This window comes from Massilia violaceinigra, assembly GCF_002752675.1.
In the GTDB taxonomy this organism is placed as follows: Bacteria; Pseudomonadota; Gammaproteobacteria; order Burkholderiales; family Burkholderiaceae_D; genus Telluria_A; species Telluria_A violaceinigra.
On the sequence record NZ_CP024608.1, the window covers coordinates 4,885,147 to 4,911,498 of the forward strand.

A 26,352-nucleotide genomic window follows, 5' to 3' on the forward strand; every position below is an offset into this window, starting at 1 on the left:
GTTGTGCGCTGTAAATTCGCGGCGCAGGCTGTAAAATGCTCTGCAACGCTCAATTGTGCGGCACGACCCAAAGAATAACAAGAAAACATAGTCAGCCCCGCCTAGCGAACAGATTTCTACTATCAGTAAGGGTGTTTGTTATGACCAACTTGTCTACCGCAGCATTGAAGGAACCGGATCGCACCGGTGTGTACGTCGCATCGTTCGAGACATTACGCATGACGGATGTGGAATCCGTCGGCGGAAAAAATGCCTCCCTGGGCGAAATGATCAGCCAGCTAGCTGGCGCCGGCGTACGCGTGCCGGGCGGCTTTGCCACCACGGCCGACGCTTTCCGCGACTTCCTCGCGCATGGCATCGACGGCGGCCCGTCCCTGGGCGACCGCATCGCAACCCGCCTTGAAGGGCTGAACATCGATGACGTGCGCTCGCTTGCCGTGGCCGGCGCCGAGATCCGCAAATGGATCGTCGAAACGCCGTTCCAGGCCCGCCTGGAAGAAGAAATCCGCACCTTCTACGCGCGCCTGGTGGCCGATTCCGAAGTCGAAATGTCGTTCGCCGTGCGCTCGTCCGCCACCGCGGAAGATCTGCCCGATGCCTCGTTCGCGGGCCAGCAGGAGAGCTTCCTGAACGTGGTCGGCATCGACAACGTGTTAGAGGCCATGAAGCACGTGTTCGCGTCGCTGTACAACGACCGCGCCATCTCGTACCGCGTGCACAAGGGTTTCACCCACGCTGAAGTGGCCCTGTCGGCCGGCGTGCAGCGCATGGTGCGCTCGGACCTGGGCGCCGCCGGCGTGATGTTTACCATCGATACCGAGTCCGGCTTCAAGGACGTGGTGTTCGTCACCTCCAGCTATGGCCTGGGCGAGACGGTGGTGCAGGGCGCGGTCAATCCCGACGAATTCTATGTGCACAAGCCGATGCTGGAGCAGGGCAAGTCGCCGGTCATTCGCCGCAATATCGGTTCCAAGCTGCTGAAGATGGAATTTACCAACGAGGCCAAAGCTGGCCGCTCGGTCAAGACGGTGGACGTGCCGATCGAAATGCGCAACCGCTATTCGCTCAACGACGCCGAAGTGGTGGAGCTGGCCAAGTACGCCGTCATCATCGAAAACCACTACGGCCGTCCGATGGACATCGAGTGGGGCAAGGATGGCCGCGACGGCAAGCTGTACATCCTGCAGGCGCGTCCCGAGACCGTCAAGTCGCAGCAAAAACCGACCGACGCGCAGCAGCGCTTCAAGCTCAAAGGCAGCGGCACGGTATTGGCGCAGGGCCGCGCCATCGGCCAGAAGATCGGTGCGGGCCGCGTGCGCGTGATTCACGATCCGTCCGAAATGGAACGCGTGCAGCCGGGCGACGTGCTGGTGGCCGACATGACCGACCCTAACTGGGAACCGGTAATGAAGCGCGCTTCCGCCATTGTGACCAACCGCGGTGGCCGTACCTGCCACGCCGCGATCATCGCGCGCGAACTGGGCGTGCCGGCTGTCGTGGGTTGCGGCGACGCCACCGAGACGCTCAAAGACGGCATGCTGGTGACCGTGTCCTGCGCCGAAGGCGACGAGGGCATGATCTACGACGGCTTGCTGGAAACGGAAGTGTCGGAAGTGGCGCGCGGCGAACTGCCGCCGATCGCCACCAAGATCATGATGAACGTCGGGAACCCGCAGCTGGCGTTCGACTTCCAGTCGATCCCGAACGGCGGCGTTGGTTTGGCGCGTCTTGAGTTCATCATCAATAACAATATTGGTGTGCACCCGAAAGCGATTCTCGAGTATCCGAACATCGATGCCGATCTGAAGAAAGCGGTGGAGTCGGTCGCGCGCGGCCATGCCTCGCCGAAGGCATTCTACGTCGACAAGCTGGCCGAAGGCATTGCCACGATCGCCGCGGCGTTCTGGCCAAAGCCGGTGATTGTGCGCCTGTCCGACTTCAAGTCGAACGAGTACAAGAAGCTGATCGGCGGTTCGCGTTACGAGCCGGATGAAGAAAACCCGATGCTGGGCTTCCGTGGCGCCGCGCGTTACCTGTCGCCCGATTTCGCCGAGTCGTTCGAGATGGAATGCGCCGCCATGAAGCGCGTGCGCAACGACATGGGCCTGACCAACGTCGAGATCATGGTGCCGTTCGTGCGTACGCTCGGCCAGGCTGAAAAAGTGGTCAACCTGCTGGCCAAGAATGGTCTCAAGCGCGGCGAAAATGGCCTGCGCCTGATCATGATGTGCGAAGTGCCGTCGAATGCGATCCTGGCCAACGAGTTCCTGCAGTACTTCGATGGTTTCTCGATCGGTTCCAACGATCTGACCCAGCTGACCCTGGGCCTGGACCGCGATTCGGGCATGGCACTGCTGGCAGCCGATTTCGACGAGCGCGATCCGGCCGTCAAGGCGTTGCTGTCGATGGCGATCAAGGCGTGCCGCGATCAGGGCAAGTACATCGGCATTTGCGGCCAGGGGCCATCGGACCACCCGGATTTCGCGGCGTGGCTGATGGGCGAGGGCATCGAGTCGATGTCGCTCAATCCTGATTCGGTGATCGATACCTGGCAGAAGCTGGCCGCGCTCTAAAACCGGTCTTCATACGCAAAACCGCCGTTCCCGCCGCTGGCAGGAGTGGCGGTTTTGCATTTGCGGGCCGTCATTCAGTAGTTGACTCTTCCCCAAAACCAGCTAGACTAAGCGCATTAAAGTTAATCCAACAAGACCATTATAAATACTGACTTTCTAACAAATTCTCACCCTCGTCGTCCATCCCGGGCCACGGGGGTTTTTGCTTTTTATAACCTGGAGGAGTGTTATGGCTGACTGGACGTGGTGGCTGGCGCTGGCTGGCGCACTGGTAATTTTTGAACTGTTCACGGGCACGTTCTACATCCTGATGATCGCCGTTGGGGTGGCGTGCGGCGCCATCGCGGCGCTGATGGGCTACGGCCCATCGGGCCAGCTCCTGACCGCGGCCGTCGTCGGCGTGATCGCCACCGGGCTGCTGCACCGCAGCCGCTTCGGCGCGCCCGGGCGCCAGAACACCGCGCGCGATCCGAACGTGAACATGGACATCGGCCAGAGCGTCAACGTCGACACCTGGAGTGAAGGCAAGGCGCGCGTGATGTACCGCGGCGCGCCGTGGGATGTGGAACTCGGTCCCGGCGCACTGGCCGAAGCGGGCAGTTTCCGGATCGTTGAAGTGCAGGGCAGCCGCCTGATCGTCTCCAACAAATAAATAACAACAAACTGAAAGAGGTAAGCTATGGAAGTTTTCGGAGTGATGACAATCGTTCTCTTCATCGTGGCGCTGGTGTTCGTCTTCAAGACCATCAACGTGGTGCCGCAGCAGCACGCCTGGGTGGTCGAACGGCTCGGCAAATACCATGCGACCCTGGCTCCGGGCCTGAACATCGTGGTGCCGTTCATCGACCGCATCGCATACAAGCACATTCTCAAGGAAATTCCGCTCGACGTGCCGCCGCAGGTCTGCATCACGCGCGACAACACGCAGCTGCAGGTGGACGGCATCCTGTACTTCCAGATCACCGATCCGATGCGCGCCTCGTACGGCTCGTCGAACTACCTGGCGGCCATCACGCAACTGGCGCAAACCACCCTGCGCTCGGTGATCGGCAAGATGGAACTCGATAAAACCTTCGAAGAGCGCGATCACATCAACATCACCATCGTCAACGCCATCGACGAATCGGCCGCCAACTGGGGCGTGAAGGTCTTGCGCTACGAGATCAAGGATCTGACGCCCCCGGCGGAAATCCTGCATTCGATGCAGGCCCAGATTACCGCGGAACGCGAAAAGCGCGCCCTGATCGCCGCCTCCGAAGGGCGCAAGCAGGAGCAGATCAACATCGCCACCGGCGAGCGTGAAGCGGCCATTGCCCGCTCCGAAGGCGAGAAGCAAGCCTCGATCAACCGCGCCGAGGGACAGGCCAAGGCCATCGTGGCGCTGGCCGAAGCGAACGCCGAAGCGTTGCGCCAGATCGGCGCCGCCATCCGCGAGCCGGGCGGGCAGGAGGCGGTGAACCTGAAAGTCGCGGAGCAGTATGTGGATGCGTTCTCGGAACTGGCCAAGACCAACAATTCGATCATCGTGCCGGCCAACCTGGGCGAGATGAGCGGCTTGATCGCCAGCGCCATGCAAATCGTCAAAACCCAGAAGTAAGGAGCGGCCATGCGCGTCATCGTCATCACCGGGAGTTCGGACGGCATCGGAGCCGAAGTGGCGCGCCAGCTGGCGGCGCGCGGAGGCGCCGGCGTGGCGCTGGTGCTGGCGGCCCGCAATGGCGCCATGCTCGATGCGGTGGCCGGGCAGTGCCAGTCGCTCGGCGCGCAGACGCTGTGCGTGCCGACCGATGTATCGGTGCAGGCCGAGTGCATTGCGCTCATTGGCGCGGCCGTGGCGCGCTTTGGCCGCATCGATGCCCTGATCAACAATGCGGGACGCTCGGCCCACGCCTTGTTCGAGGAGGTGCAGGACCTGGGCTGGTACGAAGACTTGATGCGCGTGAACCTGTGGGGCAGCGTGTGGTGCACGCACGCGGCCCTGGCGCACCTGAAGGCGACGCGCGGCAGCATCGTGGCGGTATCGTCGCTGTCAGGGCTGGTCGGGGTGCCGGGGCGCACTGCGTATGCGGCGACCAAGTTCGCCATGGCCGGGTTTTTCGAATCCCTGCGCGCCGAATTAAAAGGCGCGGGAGTGAGCGTGACGACCGCGTATCCGGGCGTGGTGACCACGCAGATCCGCCATCGCGGCTACAACGCGGCGGGCCAGCAGCTGGGCAAGAGCAGTTTGAAGGAAGAAGGCGCGATGTCGGTGGAGGAGTGCGCCCGCCTGATCGTCGACGGCATGGAGCGACGCAAGCGCGAGGTCGTGATGACCGCCAAAGGCAAGGTGGGGCGCTTTCTCAAGCTGGTTGCGCCGGGAGTGGTCGAAAACATGGCGCTGGCGGCGGTGAAGGAGCCGTAGCCGGCGAGCGGCATTGCGATGTCGTCATCGGGCACGTCGACGACAGGCTCAAGACGTCTGCGGCATTGCCCTGACGACGCCCCCCCCACGCCAGCGATCCGGCGCGGCGGTGTGATATCCGCGCCGAATCCGGCGTCTATATTTTTACGATGGCGACGTGCTTTCATAAAAAGGACGGCACACATTTCCGGAGCGTTGAACCGGAACGCGCAGCTGTTCACGCGCCACCCGCTCAAATTCCGCAATACCGCTGCGCTGGCCCTGCGTGATATCCCTGATCATCGGCGTCACTGTCGCAACGTATTGCCGCGCCAGCTCCCGGTAAGCCGTAAAAATAGTACCCGATGAGTTAGCGGTCACGAAGACCGTCGAATGTTGCGGAAAGAGTGGGCATCGTCCGGATTTAATGCCGTCATTCGCCCTCAGGAAGGTTGCGCTATCGCAATTGATCAACGAGGGATCCTGGTTTGGCAGGCCGCGCACCATGCATGCCGACACCTGCCTGATACCTGGCCGTTTATCCAGCTGCATCTCGACAAAATGAGACACATTGATCGCTGGCTTGACGATAAACAGGCGGATTTCATCGTCGCCCAGTCCTTCGCACGATTCCGCATTCGGATCAGATGAAGAATTTTTTCGGATACAGCCAAGCATGACGGGATAGGTGTAATTCCAGCCGTAAATGTTGTAAGCCCATTTCGCGGTTTGATACGATTCGCAATGGCTCACAAATTCTTTCAGGCCCGGAACGTAAAGATGGCGGGGCAAGACGCGATCTGGCGTATTGAGCAGGCGCTGGCGCAAGCCGCAGATGTCGGCAAGCGTGCCGTGCGCATCCTGTGCAGCGTCGGAAATGACGACGTTCCGCACGCCCCGCTTCAACAAGGAATAGACGCCAAGATTTTCAGCATTGCCACCATCGATCAGACGGATGAAAACAGAACGTTCGCGATCTTTCCGTTCCGGGGTCGTCGCCGATGTGCCATCCAAATAGTAGAGTGGGAATGGCAGAAAACGGTACGTTGTCCGGCGCTGCGTCGACACATTATAGTTTGCGATGTCCAGGCCCCAGTCGGCGTTGGTGGCATTCAGCCCCAAGCCCGCCAGCGTACGGACGAGTGGACTTTTGTAGACCAGTTGGGCCCCATCCATGAACGCGGCGGAAGCCGCAACCGCATCGAGCACCGACATATCGTGAATTGCGGGCGAGGCCGAAACATAGCCGTATCGGCCGGATCCATGGCTGACCGCCGTCATCTCGAACATGTCGCTGTTGGTAATATCCTCGCGTCCGCGCGTCAGCCATGCAGCCGAGGTCCGGTTTTTTGGCGCCGCAGCATTCATAATCCAGAATGGGAGGCCTTTGCCATCTTGCCCACGCATTTTGAGCAGCCCTGTGCGCAATTCGTCGAACGTCATCGGAACCGGATCGGGATCGAACATGTTGGGCCGGCAGTCGTGCACCGCGTCGCCTGGAGAGGAATCCGTTCCGCAATGGCGTGTGCGCGATTGATACGTGCTGGCGCGATACGGGTCCGGGTTGGCCATCGTGGCGCCAAATCCAAGCCCGATGCCATCCTTATATGAGCGCGCGGACGGCGAAGTCGACCATCCCCAATCGAAAATGGCATTGGGAACCCAGCTCGGAATGAACGTGAGGATCGTGCCGCCGATACTGGCCAGAGAAATTCCCTTCTTCCAGTTCACCGTCGTATCCATATTGCAGGCGCCCGGGCGCAGCATGTCCTGCGAACACTTTAGATATGCCTGATAGCGAATATCCTGCTGCTTGAACTCGGGTTTCTCCGCTTTCGACCCCAACTGCAGGCGCTCACAATGGTTTACCTGGACGATCTGCTCTTTTACTTCTTTCGATACCAGGCCTGATTCCAGTGCGACGCAATCGCGATAAAGATCATCGTTGCCGGCGAGCGGACGGGTTCCGGCTCGCACATGCGGAAACAGACGATGCGCGTAATAGAAATAGGCAGCGTAGCCGCCGCCTGAGACGCTGCTGATAAAGTCCGCCTTATCCAGCAAGCCGTGATCGGAGAGGCCGGCCAACACCCCGATGGCGAACGCGGACGCCTTGCTTCCGCCTCCCGACAAGGCAATGCCCCATGTCGACGGAGCGGCTTTTTCCGGCATAAACGGCCGCTCCAGGTGTTCGCGCAAGCGGCGCTCCTCGCAGGTGAATGCCTGCGCCTCTAGCCGCGCCTTTTCTTCGCTGCCGGCCTCGCCTTCGCCGTTGACCACGCCGAGGACGATGTTGGGAGAGCGCGGCGCTGTGACGCAGATGTTTGGCTTTGATCGCTGCTGAGGTGCATTAATCGTTGCTACTTCGGAAGCGGCCGCTTGCAGCGCCGCGTCTTCGCCGAGCGGGGCCGTGACGCAGACGTTTTGTTTTGATAGCCGCTGAGGTGCATTCATCCTTACCACCTCGGCAGCCGCTGCTTGCAGTGCCGCGTCATCGCAATGAGGCAATGGATACGTAAACGGCAGTGTGGATTCGTTTTCCGGATATGTTGTGACGCAACCGCTCAACCCGATAACGCTGGCGACTACGATAGTCAGCCAGCTGATATTTCCGTTACATCCTAACATTTCTCGCTCCTCTGGAAGATTTCACGGTAAAAATGTCCTAAAAACAATTCATTCTCACCCTTTTGGCGCTTCCGAAGCTGGTTTTTATGGTCGTTGGACAATTCCCAACAAAAATCCCAAGACAGTGGTCCTATCTCGACCACAGCTGTGGGGCGCAGAGAGTCACATGTTGGAAGGATGCATCAGGAGCGGCGAAATCATTTTTCGCATACGCGTACGCCTACCTCTACCAGCATCGTCGCTCGCCCATAACGCGTACGTGGCTGCGCGCGCGCCGCAAATGCCGATTAACCTGACAGCGATGATTCTGGTTTGCCTCGGATATTTGCAAGGTCAGCTTGGCGGCGCTTCCCGGGGCATGTCGCCCCTAGGGCGGACTTCCCGCGCAACAGGCGGGAACCACATTCAGCGCCCTGAAATGACTTATCCGCAGGCGCGGGCGACGCCGCGCTCGGCGTCGGCGATGGCTGCATTGCGATTTTCGTCCGCCAAATAATGGCGCTCCCCCTTTTTGTCGATCTGGACGACGCGCCCATCGCGGCGGACAGTCGACAGTTGCTGGCGCGCGTTCGTGCATTCAATCGCCTTGTTGCTCGCCCGAATCTTCGCATTCTCGGCGTCGATCTTCTCCGCAGCGAGCTTTTGCTGATTATCACCTTTGGCCGGCGCGCCAGACGCGGCTTTCGGTACGGGCGCGGACTTGGCTGCTACCGCCGGTGCGCTCGGCGGCGCGGCCTGCGTCAGCGGCGGCAGCGACGCGCCCGGCTTGCGGGCCGGGTCCCAGTTCGCGCCCGGCCGGTCATCCGCGTATTTCTCCCGTTGTTGCTCCTGTTGCCTTTCCAGCTTGCTCTTCGCGTTACGCTCGGCCAGCGTCGGCATCTTCTGCGGGCGCGCGCCAGGCAGATCGCACGGTGCGTTCTGGAAGGTGTAGTGGCCATTCGCCCCCTTGCATTTGTTCAGGCCCGCATGGGCGGTGGCGCTGAGGCCGGCAAGGATGAGCGCGAGGTAAAGCGGACGTGTATTCATGCTGATGAGGATGTTCTTATGAAGGGATAGGGCCGGGCCCGGGCGCGAAAAGCGTCGCGTGGATTTTGGCAGTAATACAATTTTTTCGCAAGCAACATTGTACAAGCACACAAGCGCCGCCCCGCGTTAAGCATCGCCAAAGATCGTCCGCGTATAACTTTGTTCACCATTAACAGAGGAGGGTGATATGAAAAAGCTGGTGCGCGAGAATAAGGGTTGGTTACTGTTTCTGTTGTTATTCGGTGTCTTCCGAACCGCCATTGCGGACTGGAACCCGATTCCGTCGGGGTCGATGCGTCCGAACCTGCTCGAAGGCGATGTCGTCTTCGTCAACCGCCTCGCGTATAACGTCAAGATCCCGCTGACCGATGTGGTGCTGGCGCGCGTGGGCGAGCCGCGGCGCGGCGACGTGGTGACGTTTTCGTCGCCCACTGATGGTACCCGCCTCATCAAGCGGCTGGTGGCGCTGCCCGGCGACATCGTCGAAATGCGCGACGAACAGCTGATCATCAATGGCCAAAGCGCCAGCTACGCAGCGGCCGGCACGGCCATGGAGCCGCTCGCCGACGCGGCCCCCATCGCCGCTCAGCGTATCGATGAAACCTTCGATGGCCACCGCCGCCGCATTCAAGTCATCCCGGAACTGATGGCGTTGCGCAACTTCGGGCCGGTGACCGTGCCCAGGGATCAGTTCATGATGCTGGGCGATAACCGCGACCGCAGCGCCGATTCGCGCATGGTCGGCATGGTGCCGCGCCATCTGCTGATCGGGCGCGCCGAGCGCATCCTGGCGTCGGCAGACATCGACGGCAACTGGATGCCGCGCATGGAACGCTTCGGCATGAAGATGCCCTGAGCCGGCCTACCGCCATCGCCAACAAGTAGCTGTTGTAGTTTTAATACAATTTCCCTGCATTCTTTATCCGTATTCAATCGGTAACTCCGTCTGATGCATCGTAGCAGTCCCCGATGCGCGGACGGATAAATCCACCTTTCCTCCCTGCGTAACCGGAGGCCGGCCAACCATGGTCCCGGCCCATGCCGTACTTTTCTTACGATAAAAACAGGGAGACAACAAGATGATTCTCAACGAGCGATGGCGCGCGCGCCTTTGCGCACTGGCGCTGGCGGCCGCTTTTCCCGTGGCGGCGAGCGCCGGCAACACCGGCGTGGCGTTTGTGCACGGCACCGGCAACCACCCCGACGCCACCAACGAATACTGGACCCGCGAGATGATCGACGCGGTGCGCAAGGGCTTGCCCAATCCCGCGCTGTACGTGGTCGTGGCGTGCGACTTTTCCAAGTATGCCTGGGCGCCGGAAGCGAGCGGATGCCTAGGCAAGCAGCTGAGCGCCTTCATCGCCGCCAATAACATCACCGACATGGTGGTCGAGACCCATTCCCACGGCGGCAACATGATGCGCTGGCTGATGTCGAACCCGACCCAGGACAGCCGCTTCCCCGGCATCATCAAGACCATCCGCTGGGTCAACGCGCTGGCGCCATCCTCGCTGGGAACCCCGCTGGCCGACGCCACCATCAGTGGCAACGTGTTCGAGTCCTCGCTGGGCTGGCTGATGGGCCAGAAGTCGGACGCGGTGCGCATGCAGCAGGTCAGCTGGATGGCGAACTACAACGCCACCTGGATGTACGGCACGGCAGGCCGCCCGGCGCTGCCCAAGAACTTCTATGCGGTGGTCGGCACGGACGTCAAGACCATGGTCTTCGACAGCGCCAGCTACTGCGGCGGCTATCCCACCCAGCTGGGGCTGGAAATCACCCAGGCCTGGCTGCCGGCCTGCTCGGACGGCTTCCTGTCGTGCGCCAGCCAGACCGGCGCGGGCAGCACCTGGTTCCAGGACAAGGCAAAGCTGGGCGGCGAAACCCTGTCGCACAACCAGAGCCGCCGCCCTTGCTTCGGCCTCGACGCTCTCCTGCGCAACGATCTGTAACCGGGACTCACGATCATGACCACCAAACATCAACTGTCCTTCCTCCTGCCCGTTTTGCTGGGCACCCTTTGCGCCAGCGCCGGCGCGGCCAGCCGCCTGGAACTGCTGCCGGCCCAGGCCGGCGACCTTGCGGCGCCAGCCGCGCTGGCCCGCTCCAGCCGCATGAGCATGGTCATGGCGGCGCCTGAAGGCCGGCGCGACGCGGTCGCCGTCAGCTGGGCTGCCGGTGCGCAGCCGCTGGCCAAACCCGTGCCATTTGTCGGCGAAAGCCGCGAGTACTACACCGAAGTGAGCGGCGCCGAACTGGCCGCTGGAGTGGCGATCCGCACCAGCGCGGCGCAGGCCGTGGTCCGGGTCCAGCCGACCGGCGCGGCCAGTGCGCGCGGCGCCAAGCCGATCGATCCGCGCGCCATCCGCGTGCGCACCGCGCAGGGCAGGGACTTCAACAACGGCACCGGCATGGACATGCTGGTCGACGCCGACCGCCTGGCCAAGTCCGGCCATGGCTTCGCCCAGGGCACCTCGGCGTTCCGGCTGCATCCGTCGCTGGGCGCGGGCAGCTTCACGCTGCGGGCCGATGCTCCCGCCGCCGATGCGGGCGCGCGCTACCTGGTCAACGTCGTCGAGCCGGCAAGCACGGTCGCGCTGACCCTGCGCACCGACGCGGTTCACTACCTGCACGGCCAGGAACTGGTGATCCATGCCGATGCGCTGGAGCCGGCGGCACGGGCCGCAATGCCTGGCGCCGCCCTGCAACGCCGCACCCTCGACAAGATGGCCGCCGTGCTGGTCTCGCCCGCCGGACGCACGTTTCCGCTGGAGTTCAAGCGCGGCCGCGACGGCATGCTGACGGCGCGCCACCAGCTCAACGCCGACGAAAACCCGGCGCCAGGCCTGTGGGAGGTGAGGGCGGGGGCCGAAGCGGGCAGCGGCAACACGGCTGTGAAACGCACCCTGCGCATGGGCGTGGCGGTCGCCATGCCGCAGGCGCGCTTCGACGGCAACGTCAACCTGATCGACCAGACCGACAAGCTGGTCGCGCGCCTCGGCGTCGAGGTCGGCGCGGGCGGGCGCTACGAAGTGCGCGCGCTCCTGTACGGCATGGTCAACGGCGCCATGGCGCCAGTAGCGGTGGCGCATTCGGCGGCCTGGCTTGAACCGGGCGCCGGCAACATCGAACTGGCGTACGACGCGGCCTTGCTGGCCGGCGTGCGCGGACCGTACGAACTGCGCGACCTCAGCCTGCTCGACCAGAGCCGGCTCGGGCTGCTGCATCGCCAGCAGCGCGGCCTGATCATCGACGAGCGCGAAGCGCTGCGCACCGGCCTGTGCGTCGCGCAAAGCGCCGCTGCCGGCACTGCGGCGATTCCGCGCAAACCTGCGCAATAAGCTACTCACCACCACCGAAGGAAATGCCGTATGAAAGCTGTAATCAAGCTGGTACCACTGGCATTGGCCATGGCCGCCTGCCTCCCCGCCAAGGCGTGGAACACCGAAACCCACCGCCAGATCGTGCTCGACGCGGTGCAATTCATGAAGACGCACCCGAACCAGACCAAGTACGCCAAGCTGCTCGCAGGCGTCAACAAGGCCGGCTACACGATGGACCAATTCGCCGCAGCCATCGGGCAGGGCGCGCACGACGTCGACTACTTCCAGGATACCTATCTGTGCGGCGCCACCACCGGCAATTGCCAGACCTCGCCGGCATGGGGCGCGGGTTCGGACCTGGCTCGCTATACCTCTTACTGGCATTTCCAGAGCCATACCCATGGCGCTGACGTGCATGGCAACGACTTCGGTGGCTACAACTACCAGAAGATGAACAATGCCGGCGATATCGATACGCTGGCGGCGACATGGCTGGTCAACGACTACCTCGACGACGGCCCTGGCAACATGGGTGGCTGGTTCGGCGATTCGTCCAAGTACAACAGCTACGGCATCACCGAAGCGCGCTACCGCCAGGGCAGCTACTCGACGCGCGCCATGTACGAGGATTACCAGGCGTTCCCGTTCCAGCCGATCGACAACCTGGGCCAGTATTTCTTCAGCCGCTTCCTGCAGGCGCCGTCGGCCCAGACCCTCGGCTTCGTGCTGCACACCACCGACCTGCTGCAGCCGCACCACACGTTCGGCACGCTGGCGAATAACCACTCGGGCTGGGAAAACTGGGTCACCGACTACTACAACAGCGAAAAGCTGAACGACCCGGCGCTGGTGCTGGCCGCGCTGGCGGACTTCACGCCGCTGGCGGCCAACGCCACCGACATCCGCGCCATGCTGACCCAGGGCGGCACCTACTCGTACAAGTACGGCGGCGCGGTGTTGTCGTCGAGCGACCACGCGGTGCGCCGCGGCGTCGCCAAAAAAATGGTGCCGCATTCGATCGCGCTGGTGGTGCGCCTGCTCGACCGCGCCGCCGAACGCATGGCCATCTAAATCCGCTTTACCGGCATCGGCGCAGCGCCGGTGCCATTCCTCCACTTACAAAATAAAAAAAGAAATGATGAATTCAAAATGAAGAGTTTAACTACCATCCCGTTGCTGTCCGTGCTGCTGCTTGGCGCGGCCAGCGCGCAGGCCGGGCCGACGTGGGACAGCTACGTCAAGGATAGCTGCCAGGCCAACGGCACGCGCCAGTGGTCGGCCAAGATCAAGGGCGGCACCGGCAATATGACCCTGGACCAGGTCTGCAAGAGCGTGGTCGGGGTCAAGGTCGGCGGCACCTCCCTGACCGCCTTGCCGAACCGCTGCGTCAGTTATGCGCTGGCTGGCTGGTGGGGCGAATGGAATGTGCCCGACGCCAGCTGCGCGCCATCGTTCCACCCGGTGGAGAAGGGCGCCTGTTCCGGCACCAAGTTCGGCGCACGCGTGTATTCCGCACGGGTCAACTTCGTCCCGCCGGGCATGAGCTGGGAAACCGCCTGCCGCAGCGTCAAGGTGGCCAACATCGCCGGCTGGGAGCAGCCGCGCTTTCCCGACCGCTGCCTGAACAAGGGCACCGGCGAATGGGGCGAATGGGATTCGATGGATGGCTCCTGCCAGTCGACCTTCGGCCCGCCCGAAAAGAAGCAGTGCAGCGCCAACGGCAAGCGCCTGTACACGGCGCGCCTGGAAAATACCTACGCCGACTGGGACTACTCGTGCCAGCACACCAGCGCCAACATCGCCGGCCAGGCCTTCGCCAAGCCGGACCGCTGCGTCAAACAGGTCACCGGCGAGTGGGGCGAATTCAATGTCAACGACAGCAGCTGCGCGCCCAAGTGGACCAACGTGACCAAGGGCCGCTGTTCCGATTCTGGGCGCCGCATCTTCACGGCCAAGCTCAATATGGATAATCTCGGCGACTTCGGGTTGACGTTCGCCAAAGCGTGCACGGAGACCGGCGCCACCATCCACGGCCCGTCGGGCGACATCGCCTTCAAGCGGCCGACCCGCTGCACTGCGCCCGATATGGGCGAATTCGAAGTATTCGACAGCACCTGCAGCCCGGCCAACGACAGCAATGTCGCCGCGCCGGTGGGATCGTTCATCAAGTCGACCGCCCACGTGGAATTGAGCTGCAACGACGTGTGCGCCAACAGCACCGGTAACTGGGGTTTTCCGACCGGCGCCTGCGTCAAGGGCTCGATCAACGATGGCCCGAATGCCGGCAAGGCGATCACCTGCGGAGAAAAACCGGCCTCGCTGTATGCGGGAGCGACCGCCATGTCGTGTACCTGCGCGCCGCCGGCGACGGGCTTTGCCGACACCCACGCGCACCAGATGGCGCACCTGGGCTTCGGCGGGCGCGCCTTTGCGGGCAAGCCATTCGGCCCGATCGAGGAAGCGCTGGCATGGTGCGACCCGGTGCACGGTCCCGGCGGCTCGCTCGATAGCGTGGGCAATATCATCGGTGGCGCCGAGGGCAGCACCGGACCAGGCCACCATGTGGGCGGCTTCCCGCAATTCGACGGCTGGCCGCGCTGGAACAGCCTGACGCACCAGCAGATCTACGAAGACTGGCTGAAACGCGCGGTCGACGGCGGCCTGCGCCTGATGGTCATGCATGCGGTGAACAACCAGGATATCTTCGGCTTTCCGATCTTCGCCCCCAAGGCCGACGGCCGCACCAAGGAAGACATGGAAGCGGTCGACCTCCAGCTGGCCGAGGCGTTCAGGATGCAGCAGCATATCGACAACAAGGCCGGTGGCGCGGGCCTGGGCTGGTACCGCATCGTCAAGACCCCGGCCGAGGCGCGCGCGGTCAATGCGCAGGGCAAGCTGGCGGTGGTGCTGGGCATCGAGGTAGACCATCTGTTCGACTGCTACTCGGACAAGGATGGCATGTTCGGCGACGGTGTCAAGAACTGCGACGCGGCCTTTGTCGAAACCCAGTTGAACAAGTACTTCGCCATGGGCGTGCGCCACCTGCATCCGATCCATTTCAAGGAAAACGCTTTCGGCGGCGCCGCGCTGTATAACATGGGCACCTGGGACAGCGCATCGCGCGATTGTTCGGCCGAGGGCTATGCGCAAAGCTGCGGCAATATCGCGCTCAAACCCTCGGGCAAGGCGCTCATTCGCGGCATGATGAAGCGCGGCATGCTGATCGATGTCGACCACATGGACCGCCTGACCTTCCGCGACACGATGACGATGACCGAGCAGCACGGGTACCCGGTCATCAGCGGCCACGTGGGCCTGGTCGACGCTTCGGCGGCGGGCGGCGAGCGGCGTCACGAGGGCAATCTCAAGGACGACGAGGTCAAGCGCATCCTCGCTGGCGGCGGCATGGTGTCGCTGATCACGGCGCAAGGCCATCGCGATGCGACGCCGACCGCGCATCGCCCCGGCCTGCCGGTGGTGCAGCACGATTGCGGCGCTACCTCGCAGACCTTCGCCCAGACCTATCTGCACCTGCTGTCGCTGGCCGGGCCGAATGGCCGGATCGGCTTCAGTACCGACTTCAACGGCTTTGCCGGCGAACCGGCGCCGCGTTTCGGCAGCGACGGCTGTTTCTTCCAGAAGGATGTGGGCGGTGCGCAAGTCAATCCGACCCAGTACCCGCTGAGCATTGCGGTCAAGGGCAGCCCGTCGCTCATGAATCGCAGCAAGGTTGGCGAACGCACCCTCGATATCAACGCCGATGGCCTGGCGCATATCGGCATGCTGCCCGACTTTATCGCCGACCTGCGCACCCAGGGCTTGCGCCAGCCTGACCTGGCGCCGCTGATGAATTCGGCTGAGAGCTATATCCGCATGTGGGAGCAAGCGGTTGCCAAGAGCACGTCCGTGCCCTAAGCTACCGTCAATGCACCGGCGCATCGCCGCGACGCTGCCTTTGGCCGGCGTTGCGGCGGGGCGTTTTTCCTACCGATCCGCCACCTGATGTCTGGAGCACCATGTTCATTAAATTAAGCCTGCCGGCGGCCTTGCTCGGCCTGGCCCTGGGCGGTTCCGTCCATGCGGCCACGCCCGCCACGCCCGCCAAGCCCCTCAAACCCTACGCCGATGTCGAGAAGGCGGTCGCCCCCTTGCTCGGCAATGTTCCGATCGAGAAGATTTCGCCCAGTAAATTCGGCACCCTGCTGGAAGTGGTAACACCCAGGGGCCTGATCTATACCGACAAAACCGGGTCCTTCGTTCTCTTCGACGTGACCGCGATCGATACCCGCACCCAGGAAAACCTGACCGAACAGCGCAACAATGAACTGGGCAAGTTCGAGTTTGCCGATCTGCCGCTGAAAGACGCGATCAAGACCGTGCGCGGCGACGGCTCGCGCGTGATCGCCACCTTCGAGGATCCGAACTGCGGCTATTGCCGCAAGCTCATCGGCGAGCTGAAAAAAGTGGACAATCTGACCGTCTACACCTTCTTGGTGCCGATCATGGCGGCCGATTCGGCTGTTAAATCGGCGGCGATTCTCTGCTCGCCCGATCCGGCCAAGACCTGGGTCTCGCACATGACCGACAACAGCCCGCTGCCGGCCGCCACCGACTGCGCCACGCCGCTCGAACGCAACGCCGCCCTGTATCACAAGCTGCGCCTGAACGGCACGCCGGCCATCCTGTTCCAGTCCAATACCAGGACCCCGGGCTATATTCCCGCCGAACGCATCGAAGCGCGCCTGGCAGGGGGCAAGTAGCAATCGCTGCCGGGCCCGGTGACGTTTCCAAAATGCCGGTAAAATTACGGGCTCGGTTGCCCGCACTGTCGCGGTGCCGTTTTTGAATAAGGCACGTCTGGCATGCAGCGAATGTTAACAGTCATTTTGGCTTGTATCGGAATGGTGGGTGCGCTCGCGATCGATACCTATCTGCCATCCATCCCGGCGATCGGACGCGAATTCGCGGTCGGTCCGCTGGCGGTGCAGCAAACGCTCAGCGTGTTCCTGTTCACCTTTGCGTTCATGATGCTGTTTTACGGCACGCTGTCCGATTCGTTCGGGCGCCGTCCGGTGATCCTGATTTCGCTGGTGGTCTACACGCTGGCCTCGCTCGGGGCCGCGTTTGCGCCCAGCTTCGGCGTGCTGCTCGCTTGCCGCGCGCTGCAGGGGCTGGCGGCGGGCGCCGGCCCGGTGATCGGGCAGGCCATCGTGCAAGACCGCTTTTCGCACGATCAGGCACATGCGCAGCGCATCATGTCGCACATCATGATGGTATTCGGGCTGGCCCCGGCCATCGCGCCGGTGCTGGGCGGCTATCTGCACGTGCATTTCGGCTGGCGCTCGACGTTTGTGTTCCTGGCCGTGTTCGGCGTGCTGATGCTACTGCTGGTGTACCGCGGCTTGCCGGAGAGCTTGCCGAAGACCCAGCGCCATGCCTTTCATGGCATTGCAATCGCGAAAAACTATCTCAAGGTGCTGCGCCATCCGCAGTTTCTCCTGCTGTCGCTGGCTGTGGGACTGGCGTTCAGCGGCTTGTCGCTGTACATCGGCGCGGCTGCCAATTTCATCATGGATATCCTGCACCTGCCGGAAACCGCGTTCGCGTGGCTGTTCATTCCCATGATCGGCGGCATGGTGGTCGGCTCGGCCTGGGGCGGCAAGGCGACCGCGCGGATCGCACCGGCCAACATGATGTGGCTGGGGTTTGGCATCATGGCGGCCGGCAGCGTGATCAGCATTGCCTACAACCTGATGTTCGTGGCGCAGGTGCCGTGGGCGGTGCTGCCGCTGGCGGTGTACACCTTCGGACTGGCGGTGGCGATGCCGGCCATTCAGGTCGGCGCCTTGTCGCTGTTTCCGGACAATCGCGGGCTGGCCTCGTCGATGATGTCGTTTATCCAGATGATGGCGTTTGCGCTGGTGTCGGGCATGCTGGCGCCGCTGCTGTTCGACAGCGCGCTGAAACTGGCGTGCGGGGTGGGCGGCTCGCTGGTGCTGAGCTTCCTGTGCTGGCGCCTGAGCCTGAGGGTGGCGCGGCCGGCGGTGCAGGTGGCGTGACGTCCGTCGTCTCTGGCAATGCCAGAGACGACGGTGTCAGCGGCTGTGCGTCTTCATTGCGGCGGCAACTTCACGCTTGCCGTCGCGTTCTTTCTCGGTGGCGCGCTTGTCGTGCTGCTTCTTGCCCTTGGCAAGTCCGATTTCGCACTTCACCCGTCCACCCTTGAAGTGCAGGTTGATCGGCACCAGGGTGTACCCCGAGCGCTCGACCTTGCCGATCAGCTTGTCGACTTCGGCACGGTGCAGCAGCAGCTTGCGCGTGCGTACGGCTTCCGGGTGGGTGAATGAGGATGCGGTCGCCAGCGCGCTGATGTGCGCGCCGAACAGGAACAGTTCGTCCCCGCGCACGACCACGTACGCCTCCTTGATCTGGACGCGCGAATCGCGAATCGCCTTGACTTCCCATCCTTCGAGCACGATACCGGCTTCGTACCGGTCCTCGATGAAGTAGTCGTGGAATGCTTTTTTATTGTCAACAATACTCATGAAATGGCTAAAATGCGCGGTTCGGTTAAACTACTGATGCAAGATACCCAACATCATAGCAAACGGTTGATTAATGGCAGTAGTACACAAAACAGTATTTTTGGCTTACAGCGCCGAACAGATGTTCGATCTGGTGGCCAAAGTGGAAGATTATCCCAAATTCCTGCCCTGGTGCGGCGGCGTGAAGCTCATTGAGCGGACCGACGACACGCTGGTCGCTTGCCTGGCAATTCACTTCCATGGCGTGAAGCAAAGCTTCACAACCCGCAACATCAACACGCGGCCGACCCAGATGAAGATGAAGCTGGTCGACGGCCCGTTCAAATGCATGGATGGCACCTGGACGTTCAAGGCGCTGCGGGCCGATGCCTGCAAGGTCGAATTCGACCTGCACTACGAATTTTCAAGCATGATACTCGAACAATTGATCGGGCCCGTGTTCGGCGTGATTGCCAACAGCATGGTCGACTCGTTCTGCAAGCGCGCCGAGACGGTCTATGGTTGATCCAGTGACGGAAAAATTCACGGTCCAGGTGTGCTACGCGACGTCCTTGCGCGAGTACCTGCAGGAGTTGACGGTGGAGCAGGGCTGCACGATCGAACAGGCAATCCGCCAAAGCGGCGTGCTCGACGCCATTCCCGGAATCGACCTGGCGCTCCATCCGGTCGGCTTGTACGGCAAGAAAAAGCCGCTGGAGACGGTCTTGCGGGCGCGCGACCGCATCGAAATCTACCGCCCGCTGGTGGCCGACCCGAAAGAGTCGCGCCGCAAGCGGGCTGAAAAAAAGGCTCAGCCAGGCTGAGCCGCAACCATCCTTATTTGCACGCTTCGGCGATCGCCTTGTTGGCGCGCGCAATTTCCGACGTGCGCTGGGCGTCGTCAATGAAACTGCGTTCGCCATTCTTGTCGGTCGAACTGACGCGCATTCCTAGTTCCAGGGTGCGCTTGTAGCTGCGGGCACTTTCGCAAGCGACTTTATTGGCGGCTTTCCTGGTGGCCTCTTCGCTGGCTTTCTTTTGCTCGTCTTCCTTGGCCTTGGCGCGCTTGCGGTACTCGGCTTCGCGGTCGGCCAGGCTAGGCGGCACCTTGTCGTCGGCGCTCATTGGCTTCGATGCCGGCGCTTGCACGTCGTCCGTCTTCGGCGCGACCGCGGCAGCGGTTGGCGACTTGATAATGTTCTTGGCCGGCACGCCAGGCGGCGGCGGGCGATCCGAGAATTGCTTGGTGCCATTCGCGTCGACCCACACGTATTGCGCGGAAGCCACGGTGGCGAACAGCATCAGCGCGCCTCCGGCCAGCAGCTGCAATGTTCGTTTTCCGATAAGGTTGACCATGTAAATCTTTCCGTTAGTAATCAATCCCCGATTTCGCCATGATTTGCCCGCCGTGTCAACGAACTTGACGGCTTTTCGGGCATTTTGAGGGCTTCAAGAGACGGCGCACAGGAACTTCTGTATAATTCACTTTTGCGCCAATAGGAAAATGCTATGCGTCTACTTCAAAAAGCACTCACGTTCGATGATGTGCTGCTCGTCCCGGCTTACTCGAATGTCCTGCCAGCCGACACCTCCCTCAAGACCCGCCTGACCCGTAATATTGCCCTGAATATTCCTTTGCTGTCCGCAGCGATGGATACGGTCACTGAAGCGCGCCTTGCCATTGCCATGGCGCAGGAAGGCGGCATCGGGATCATCCACAAGAATCTGTCGCCGAAGGACCAGGCCCGCGAAGTAGCGCGCGTAAAACGTTTCGAGGCCGGCGTGCTGCGCGACCCGATCACGATTCCGCCGACCATGAAGATCCGCGACGTGATCGCCCTGACCGAACAGTACGGCATCAGCGGTTTCCCTGTGGTGGAAGGCAAGACCGTGGTCGGCATCATCACCAACCGCGACTTGCGTTTTGAAGAAGAGCTCGACGCCGAAGCGCGCGCCAAGATGACCCCGCGCGAGAAGCTGGTGTTCGTCAAGGAAGACGCCGACACCGCCGAAGCGAAGCGCCTGATGAACAAGCACCGCCTTGAGCGCGTGCTAGTCGTCAACGACGAATTCGAGCTGCGCGGCCTGATCACCGTCAAGGATATCCAGAAGTCGCACGAGCACCCGTTCGCCTCGAAAGATGCGCAGGGCAAGCTGCTGGTCGGCGCCGCCGTCGGCGTGAGCCAGCGCGACGAAGAGCGCATCGAGCTGCTGGCCGCGGCCGGCGTGGACGTGCTGGTGGTCGATACCGCCCACGGCCATTCGCAGGGCATCCTCGACCGCGTGAAGTGGATCAAGGTGCGCTTCCCGCACGTGGACGTCATCGGCGGCAATATCGCCACGGCGGCCGCCGCGCTGGCGCTGGTTGAACATGGCGCCGACGCGGTCAAGGTCGGCATCGGCCCTGGCTCGATCTGCACCACCCGTATCGTGGCCGGCGTGGGCGTGCCGCAGATCACCGCGATCTCCAACGTGGCGGCGGCGCTGGCCGGCACCGGCGTGCCGTGCATCGCCGACGGTGGCATCCGCTTCTCGGGCGACATTTCCAAGGCACTGGCCGCGGGCGCATCGACCGTGATGATGGGCTCCATGTTCGCGGGCACCGAAGAAGCGCCGGGCGAAGTGATCCTGTACCAGGGCCGCAGCTACAAATCCTACCGCGGCATGGGTTCGCTGGGCGCGATGGCGGACGGCTCGGCCGACCGCTACTTCCAGGATGCGGCGGCGAAGGCCGACAAGTTCGTACCGGAAGGCATCGAAGGCCGCGTTGCTTACAAGGGCAGCGTGCTGGCGATCATTTACCAGCTGGTCGGCGGCGTGCGCCAGTCGATGGGCTATTGCGGTTGCGCCTCCATCGACGAACTGCGCGAAAAAGCGGAGTTTGTCGAGATCACCTCGGCCGGCATGCGCGAATCGCACGTGCACGACGTGCAGATCACCAAAGAAGCGCCGAACTACCGTTCCGGCGAATAAAGGCAGGCAAAACGCGGCGACAAGTTCGCCGCGTTGTTCTTGGCGCGGGCATCCGTTGCCCACGAGCGCCGCCCAACGGCACCCATTTTGTCATTTCTCCTGGCCCTACATGCACTCTAAAATCCTCATTCTCGATTTCGGCTCCCAAGTTACCCAGCTGATCGCCCGCCGCGTGCGCGACGCCGGCGTGTTCTCCGAAGTATTCCCGTATGACGTCAGCGACGAATTCGTGCGCAACTACGGCGCCGCCGGCGTGATCCTGTCGGGCAGCCACAGCTCCACCCTGGAAGGCGACGCCCCGCGCGCGCCGCAGGCCGTGTTCGAACTGGGTGTGCCGGTGCTGGGCATCTGCTACGGCATGCAGACCATGGCGGCCCAGCTGGGCGGCAAGGTCGAAAACGGCCTGGTGCGCGAATTCGGCTACGCCGAGGTGCGCGCGCGCAGCCATACCGCGCTGCTGAACGGCATCAACGACTTCGTCACCGACGAAGGCGACGGCATGCTCAAGGTCTGGATGAGCCACGGCGACAAGGTGCTCGACATGCCGCCAGGCTTCAAGCTGATGGGCGACACCCCGAGCTGCCCGGTGGCCGCCATGGCCGACGAGGAACGCCGCTTCTACGGCGTGCAGTTCCATCCGGAAGTGACGCACACGGCGCAGGGCAAGGCCATGCTGGGCCGCTTCGTGCACGAGATCTGCGGCTGCAAGTCGGAGTGGAACATGCCCGACTACATCAGCGAAGCGGTTGCCAAGATCCGCGAACAGGTCGGCACCGATGACGTCATCCTCGGCCTGTCCGGCGGGGTCGATTCGAGCGTGGCGGCGGCGCTGATCCACCGCGCCATCGGCGACCAGCTCACCTGCGTGTTCGTCGACCACGGCCTCTTGCGCCTGGACGAAGGCAAGATGGTGATGGACATGTTTGCCAAGAACCTGGGCGTGAAAGTGCTGCGCATCGATGCCGAAGAGCAGTTCCTCGGCCATCTGGCCGGCGTGGCCGATCCGGAAGCCAAGCGCAAGATCATCGGACGCGAATTCGTCGAAGTGTTCCAGGTTGAAGCGGGCAAGCTGAAGAACGCCAAGTGGCTGGCCCAGGGCACCATCTATCCGGACGTCATCGAAAGCGCCGGCAAGGGCAAGAAAGGGCAGACCATCAAGAGCCACCACAACGTGGGCGGCCTGCCGGAAACGCTGAACCTCAAGCTGCTCGAACCGCTGCGTGAATTGTTCAAGGATGAAGTGCGCAAGCTCGGCGTGGCGCTCGGCTTGCCGCACGATATGGTGTACCGCCATCCATTCCCGGGTCCCGGCCTGGGCGTGCGTATTCTGGGGGAAGTGAAGAAGGACTTCGCCGACCTGCTGCGCCAGGCCGATGCCATCTTCATCGAAGAACTGCGCAACACGCCGTGCGACCTGCCGGCGCTGGAAAGCATCGATGCCGGTGCCGCGCCGAAGAACTGGTACGAAGCGACCAGCCAGGCGTTTGCCGTGTTCCTTCCGGTCAAATCGGTGGGCGTGATGGGCGATGGCCGCACGTATGAGTACGTGGTGGCCCTGCGCGCGGTGCAGACGCTGGACTTCATGACGGCGCAGTGGGCGCACTTGCCGCATAGCTTGCTGGGCAAGGTGTCGAACCGGATCATCAATGAAGTGCGCGGGATCAACCGGGTGGTGTACGATATTTCCGGCAAGCCACCGGCGACGATCGAATGGGAATGATGTCAGAGATGGCATGAGCTGGCAGGCTCATGCACTTTGTTAGAAATAAGCCTCTGATGCAGGGGCTTTTTTTTCGCACCTGCGGCACAGCTTGGCATTGATGGGCGATGTGAAGCAATGCTATCTGCAGCTGCGGGCCGGAAAATGCAAAGCCGGACAATGTCTGCGAAGGCGGCAAGTGCTTCCAAATCAAGGTTGGTCATTACTGAATTCTATTCATTTAGTCGGTGAGAGCGAGGCTCTTTTTCATGAGCCCTGCCCATGGCAAGATTTGCCCTGGCATTCGGGTAATCCACACAGGGGAAGCAGCATGGTCAACAACGACGTCAAAGTAGCGCTTATAACGGGTGGCGGCACGGGAATAGGGAGGTCCGCAGCGTTGGCATTTGCGCGGGCGGGATACCGGGTGGCAGTGGTGGGCCGCAGGCTGGATCGGCTCGACACAGTGGTAGCCACGATCCGGCGTGCCGGTGGCGAAGGGCTTGCGATCCAAGGAGATGTCGCCAATGACGCCGATGCGGCGCATATGGTTCAACAAACGGTCGCGCACTTTGGCCGGCTCGATGCCGCCTTCAACAGTGCCGGAGTGGAAGGCACGTTCGCCCCTATCGTGGACCTGACCGCCAACGATTTTGACCAGACGATGTCAATCAACCTGCGCGGGGTCTGGCTCAGCTGCAAATATGAAATCGCCGCCATGACGCGCCTTGGCAACGGCGGCGCCATCGTCAATACATCATCGTGGCTGGCGCAAGGCGCCTTTCCCGGAACATCCATCTATTCCGCCTCCAAGGCTGCGTTGGACGGCATGATCCGGGCGCTGGCGCAAGAAACGGCGACGGACGGCATCCGCGTCAACAATGTCCAGCCGGGCATTATCGATACCCCCATGCTGCGCCGCTTTGGTGGCGACAGTGCCACACAGCCTTTCATTAACCATACCCCCGCGCGGCGGCTCGGCGAGCCGGAGGACGTGGCCGATGTCGTCACCTGGCTCTGTTCAGATGCCGCGCGCTTCATCACTGGGCAAAGCGTGATGGTTGACGGCGGCTATGCGATTGCCGGACACCGCGCATGGCTGAGCGGCGCGGTCAGCTCCGTCGCGGCGGAGGCATGAGCATGCGTCTCCTATCCCTGGCCGTCGCAGTGGCTGCCGGCATGCTGTGCGGCGACACCAGCGCGCAGCGTCTTCCTGACGGCTTTTTCCCTGAAAGTCTGGCCGTCAGTAAAGATGGCACAATGTACGCCGGCAGCGCCACCCAATCGGCCATCGTACGCGTGGCGCCCGGCGCTTCGGATGCAACGCCGTTTATCGCACCCGGCAGTGGCCTGCTGTCGGTGCAGGGCTTGCTGGTCGACGACGAAGGTGCGCAGCTGTTTGCCTGTAGTGCGGACCTCGGGGTGGCACAAGCACCGAAGTCGGCTTCTGCATTGTTCTCTTTCGACCTCGCCAGCGGGGCATTGCGCGGACGGTGGGAACTGCCTGAAGGTGGTTTTTGCAATGATATCGCGCGCGGACCGGACGGCAATCTATACATTAGCGATACCGCAAGCGCGCGCGTGCTCAAATTCGATCTGAAGTTGGCGCGGCTCTCGGTGTGGAGCGAGCACCCGCTGCTTGGCGGCGCCCAGTTCAACGGGAATGGCATCGTCTTTGACGGCCGCGTGCTGTACCTTTCAACGTTTTCCGACGGGCGTCTGCTGCGTATTCCCATGTTAGCCGACAGCCTTGCCGGCGTGCCGAGCACGGTTAAGCTGCCCCGTGCGCTCGCGGGAGCCGACGCGCTACGCTATCTTGCACCCGGAAAACTGGTCGTATTTGAAAATGATATCGGGGGAGGCAATGGAAGAGTTACCGTCATCGAGCCGGAAGGTGCCACAGCCCGCTTGACGACGGTGGCCGAGGGGCTGGACGAGCCTGTCAGCGGGATCGTCAACGGAAGGTCCGTGGTGATCGTGGAGTCCCAGTTTCGCAAACTGTTTGGCGATCAGCGCGGCATGCCTCCCGCCCCGTTCAGGCTGCGGACAATACGCTGGCCGGTGTCGCCCGATGACCTGACGTCGATCGCTCTGCCGGAGGGCACGGCTTATCCCAACGGTATTGCTGCAGCTGCTGATGGCACCTTGTACCTTGGATTGATCGATCAGGGCCGGCTGCTGCGCCGCAATCGCATGGGCGCATGGTCCACGCTGCTGCCCGGATCGAAGGATGTCTTCGCCGGAACGACTTTGCGGCTCGACGCCGCACGCAGCCTGCTGTGGGGAGCTTCGCCCGACTTTCTACCGCACCGATCCGGTGCCCGGCTTCACCGGATCTTCTCGGTGGATCTGCGCACGCGACGTCTGCGCGACGTGTTGCCGCTACCGGATGCGGGGTTCGGCAACGACATCGCGTTGACGCCGCAAGGGCACGTGCTCGTGACAGACAGCGTCGGGGGCCGGGTGCTCGAATTCGATACCACCACCCGCCAATTCAAAATCATCATCGATCACCCGCTACTGACGCCAAACAATGGCATCGGTGCCGCAGGGATCGCCCGTGCACACGACGGGCGACTCGTTATCGGCAACTACGGAACAGGGAAGCTACTCATTGTTGACAGCGGCGCATTGCACCAGATAGAACTGCCGCGTTTGCTCGAAAACCCCGATGGGCTCGCATTTTCACCCGACGGCGCGCTCATCGTCCTGGAAGGTGCCGTCACAAGCGGCGAGGGGAAAATCTCGCGGATCCCGGATCCTTTCGCAAAAGGGCGACGGGTCATCGAGGTCATTGCCACAGGGCTCGACAGTCCGACCAATCTGAGCATCGCTCCGGATGGCACAGCCTATGTGACCGAATCGCGCATCCGGCGTCGCTTGATAAAGATGAAGGATGCAAACGAGACGCCTACCTTTCGAATATTCAAGGTCCCGGTATGAAAGTAGATGTCAAGCCCCGCCGATATGCGCGTTTCAAAAAATTGACTACCGATAAAGACATGGCCTCGACCCATTTGAAAAACACGGTGGGACGCCGGATGTTATCTCGTACAAGGGCCTGCCACCGCTCTGATCCATCAGCGGCAGTACGCGAAAGATTGATCGGGGCCGACGTGGCCTCCCGAATGCTCGTTTCGATAGCGGCTGAGATCGGTTACGATAACTCCGGTTAGAATGGCGTTAAAAATTTTGCGCCAGGTTAACACGGCGTATAGCGGACTGG

The 26,352-nt window shown here is 62.3% G+C and carries 21 protein-coding genes; 17 read left to right on the forward strand and 4 right to left on the reverse strand.

Features of this window, described 5'->3' with window-relative positions; genetic code table 11:
• Positions 1 to 140: 140 nt before the first annotated feature.
• From ppsA to CR152_RS21365, 4 genes are all read left to right on the forward strand, one after another.
• On the forward strand, positions 141 to 2,573 hold the full coding sequence (ppsA, locus tag CR152_RS21350) for a phosphoenolpyruvate synthase (RefSeq protein ID WP_099878222.1): 2,433 nt from the start codon (positions 141 to 143) through the stop codon (positions 2,571 to 2,573).
• 229 nt (positions 2,574 to 2,802) lie between these two features.
• Positions 2,803 to 3,225: an NfeD family protein gene (locus CR152_RS21355; protein WP_099878224.1), complete on the forward strand. Its 423-nt coding sequence runs from the start codon at positions 2,803 to 2,805 to the stop codon at positions 3,223 to 3,225.
• 45 nt (positions 3,226 to 3,270) lie between these two features.
• Positions 3,271 to 4,170 carry an SPFH domain-containing protein gene (locus tag CR152_RS21360; RefSeq protein WP_370663827.1) on the forward strand — a complete coding sequence of 300 codons (900 nt, stop codon included), beginning with the start codon at positions 3,271 to 3,273 and terminating at the stop codon, positions 4,168 to 4,170.
• Between the two features lie 9 nt (positions 4,171 to 4,179).
• Positions 4,180 to 4,974, forward strand: a complete 795-nt coding sequence (locus tag CR152_RS21365; RefSeq protein WP_099878230.1) for an SDR family oxidoreductase — start codon at positions 4,180 to 4,182, stop codon at positions 4,972 to 4,974.
• Positions 4,975 to 5,118: 144 nt separating this feature from the next.
• Here the strand turns inward: CR152_RS21365 and CR152_RS21370 are convergent, their stop codons facing one another.
• Together CR152_RS21370 and CR152_RS21375 are read right to left on the reverse strand one after the other, a co-directional pair.
• Positions 5,119 to 7,581: a patatin-like phospholipase family protein gene (locus tag CR152_RS21370; RefSeq protein ID WP_157778638.1), complete on the reverse strand. Its 2,463-nt coding sequence runs from the start codon at positions 7,579 to 7,581 to the stop codon at positions 5,119 to 5,121.
• 423 nt (positions 7,582 to 8,004) lie between these two features.
• The gene (locus tag CR152_RS21375; protein WP_099878237.1) at positions 8,005 to 8,607 is read right to left on the reverse strand and encodes a hypothetical protein; all 603 of its coding nucleotides are present in this window, start codon (positions 8,605 to 8,607) and stop codon (positions 8,005 to 8,007) included.
• Between the two features lie 187 nt (positions 8,608 to 8,794).
• Here CR152_RS21375 and lepB point away from each other — a divergent pair, with 187 nt between their 5' ends.
• The 7 genes from lepB (at position 8,795) to CR152_RS21410 (ending at position 17,989) form a co-directional block, all read left to right on the forward strand.
• Complete coding sequence (gene lepB / locus CR152_RS21380) at positions 8,795 to 9,463, forward strand: signal peptidase I (RefSeq protein WP_099878240.1); 669 nt, start codon at positions 8,795 to 8,797, stop codon at positions 9,461 to 9,463.
• 223 nt (positions 9,464 to 9,686) lie between these two features.
• Complete coding sequence (locus CR152_RS21385) at positions 9,687 to 10,559, forward strand: Fes1 domain-containing protein (RefSeq protein WP_099878243.1); 873 nt, start codon at positions 9,687 to 9,689, stop codon at positions 10,557 to 10,559.
• A gap of 15 nt (positions 10,560 to 10,574) precedes the next feature.
• Entirely contained in the window at positions 10,575 to 11,948 is a 1,374-nt protein-coding gene (locus tag CR152_RS21390) for a DUF4785 domain-containing protein (protein WP_099878246.1), read from the forward strand.
• Positions 11,949 to 11,978: 30 nt separating this feature from the next.
• On the forward strand, positions 11,979 to 13,001 hold the full coding sequence (locus CR152_RS21395; protein WP_099878249.1) for a phospholipase C/P1 nuclease family protein: 1,023 nt from the start codon (positions 11,979 to 11,981) through the stop codon (positions 12,999 to 13,001).
• Between the two features lie 78 nt (positions 13,002 to 13,079).
• Positions 13,080 to 15,845: a membrane dipeptidase gene (locus tag CR152_RS21400; protein WP_099878253.1), complete on the forward strand. Its 2,766-nt coding sequence runs from the start codon at positions 13,080 to 13,082 to the stop codon at positions 15,843 to 15,845.
• A 101-nt stretch (positions 15,846 to 15,946) separates the two neighbouring features.
• Entirely contained in the window at positions 15,947 to 16,690 is a 744-nt protein-coding gene (locus CR152_RS21405; RefSeq protein WP_099878256.1) for a DsbC family protein, read from the forward strand.
• Positions 16,691 to 16,792: 102 nt separating this feature from the next.
• On the forward strand, positions 16,793 to 17,989 hold the full coding sequence (locus CR152_RS21410) for a multidrug effflux MFS transporter (RefSeq protein WP_099878259.1): 1,197 nt from the start codon (positions 16,793 to 16,795) through the stop codon (positions 17,987 to 17,989).
• A 36-nt stretch (positions 17,990 to 18,025) separates the two neighbouring features.
• On the opposite strand, the gene smpB is transcribed toward CR152_RS21410, so the two are convergent.
• A complete protein-coding gene (gene smpB, locus CR152_RS21415; protein WP_099878263.1) occupies positions 18,026 to 18,475 on the reverse strand; it encodes an SsrA-binding protein SmpB in 450 nt (149 codons plus the stop codon).
• Between the two features lie 73 nt (positions 18,476 to 18,548).
• Between smpB and CR152_RS21420 the strand changes: the two genes are divergently transcribed.
• On the forward strand, positions 18,549 to 18,980 hold the full coding sequence (locus CR152_RS21420; protein ID WP_054262875.1) for a type II toxin-antitoxin system RatA family toxin: 432 nt from the start codon (positions 18,549 to 18,551) through the stop codon (positions 18,978 to 18,980).
• Positions 18,973 to 19,278 carry an RnfH family protein gene (locus CR152_RS21425; RefSeq protein ID WP_099878266.1) on the forward strand — a complete coding sequence of 102 codons (306 nt, stop codon included), beginning with the start codon at positions 18,973 to 18,975 and terminating at the stop codon, positions 19,276 to 19,278. The genes CR152_RS21420 and CR152_RS21425 overlap by 8 nt, the downstream gene beginning before the upstream one ends.
• Positions 19,279 to 19,291: 13 nt before the next feature.
• Here the strand turns inward: CR152_RS21425 and CR152_RS21430 are convergent, their stop codons facing one another.
• The gene (locus tag CR152_RS21430) at positions 19,292 to 19,810 is read right to left on the reverse strand and encodes a DUF4124 domain-containing protein (RefSeq protein WP_099878271.1); all 519 of its coding nucleotides are present in this window, start codon (positions 19,808 to 19,810) and stop codon (positions 19,292 to 19,294) included.
• Positions 19,811 to 19,963: 153 nt separating this feature from the next.
• Here CR152_RS21430 and guaB point away from each other — a divergent pair, with 153 nt between their 5' ends.
• The 4 genes from guaB (at position 19,964) to CR152_RS21450 (ending at position 26,069) form a co-directional block, all read left to right on the forward strand.
• On the forward strand, positions 19,964 to 21,427 hold the full coding sequence (gene guaB / locus CR152_RS21435) for an IMP dehydrogenase (RefSeq protein ID WP_099878274.1): 1,464 nt from the start codon (positions 19,964 to 19,966) through the stop codon (positions 21,425 to 21,427).
• A 109-nt stretch (positions 21,428 to 21,536) separates the two neighbouring features.
• Complete coding sequence (gene guaA, locus CR152_RS21440) at positions 21,537 to 23,147, forward strand: glutamine-hydrolyzing GMP synthase (RefSeq protein WP_099878276.1); 1,611 nt, start codon at positions 21,537 to 21,539, stop codon at positions 23,145 to 23,147.
• A 310-nt stretch (positions 23,148 to 23,457) separates the two neighbouring features.
• On the forward strand, positions 23,458 to 24,264 hold the full coding sequence (locus CR152_RS21445) for an SDR family NAD(P)-dependent oxidoreductase (protein ID WP_099878279.1): 807 nt from the start codon (positions 23,458 to 23,460) through the stop codon (positions 24,262 to 24,264).
• Positions 24,261 to 26,069 carry a hypothetical protein gene (locus CR152_RS21450; RefSeq protein WP_157778639.1) on the forward strand — a complete coding sequence of 603 codons (1,809 nt, stop codon included), beginning with the start codon at positions 24,261 to 24,263 and terminating at the stop codon, positions 26,067 to 26,069. Before CR152_RS21445 ends, CR152_RS21450 begins: the two co-directional genes overlap by 4 nt.
• Positions 26,070 to 26,352: the final 283 nt, after the last annotated feature.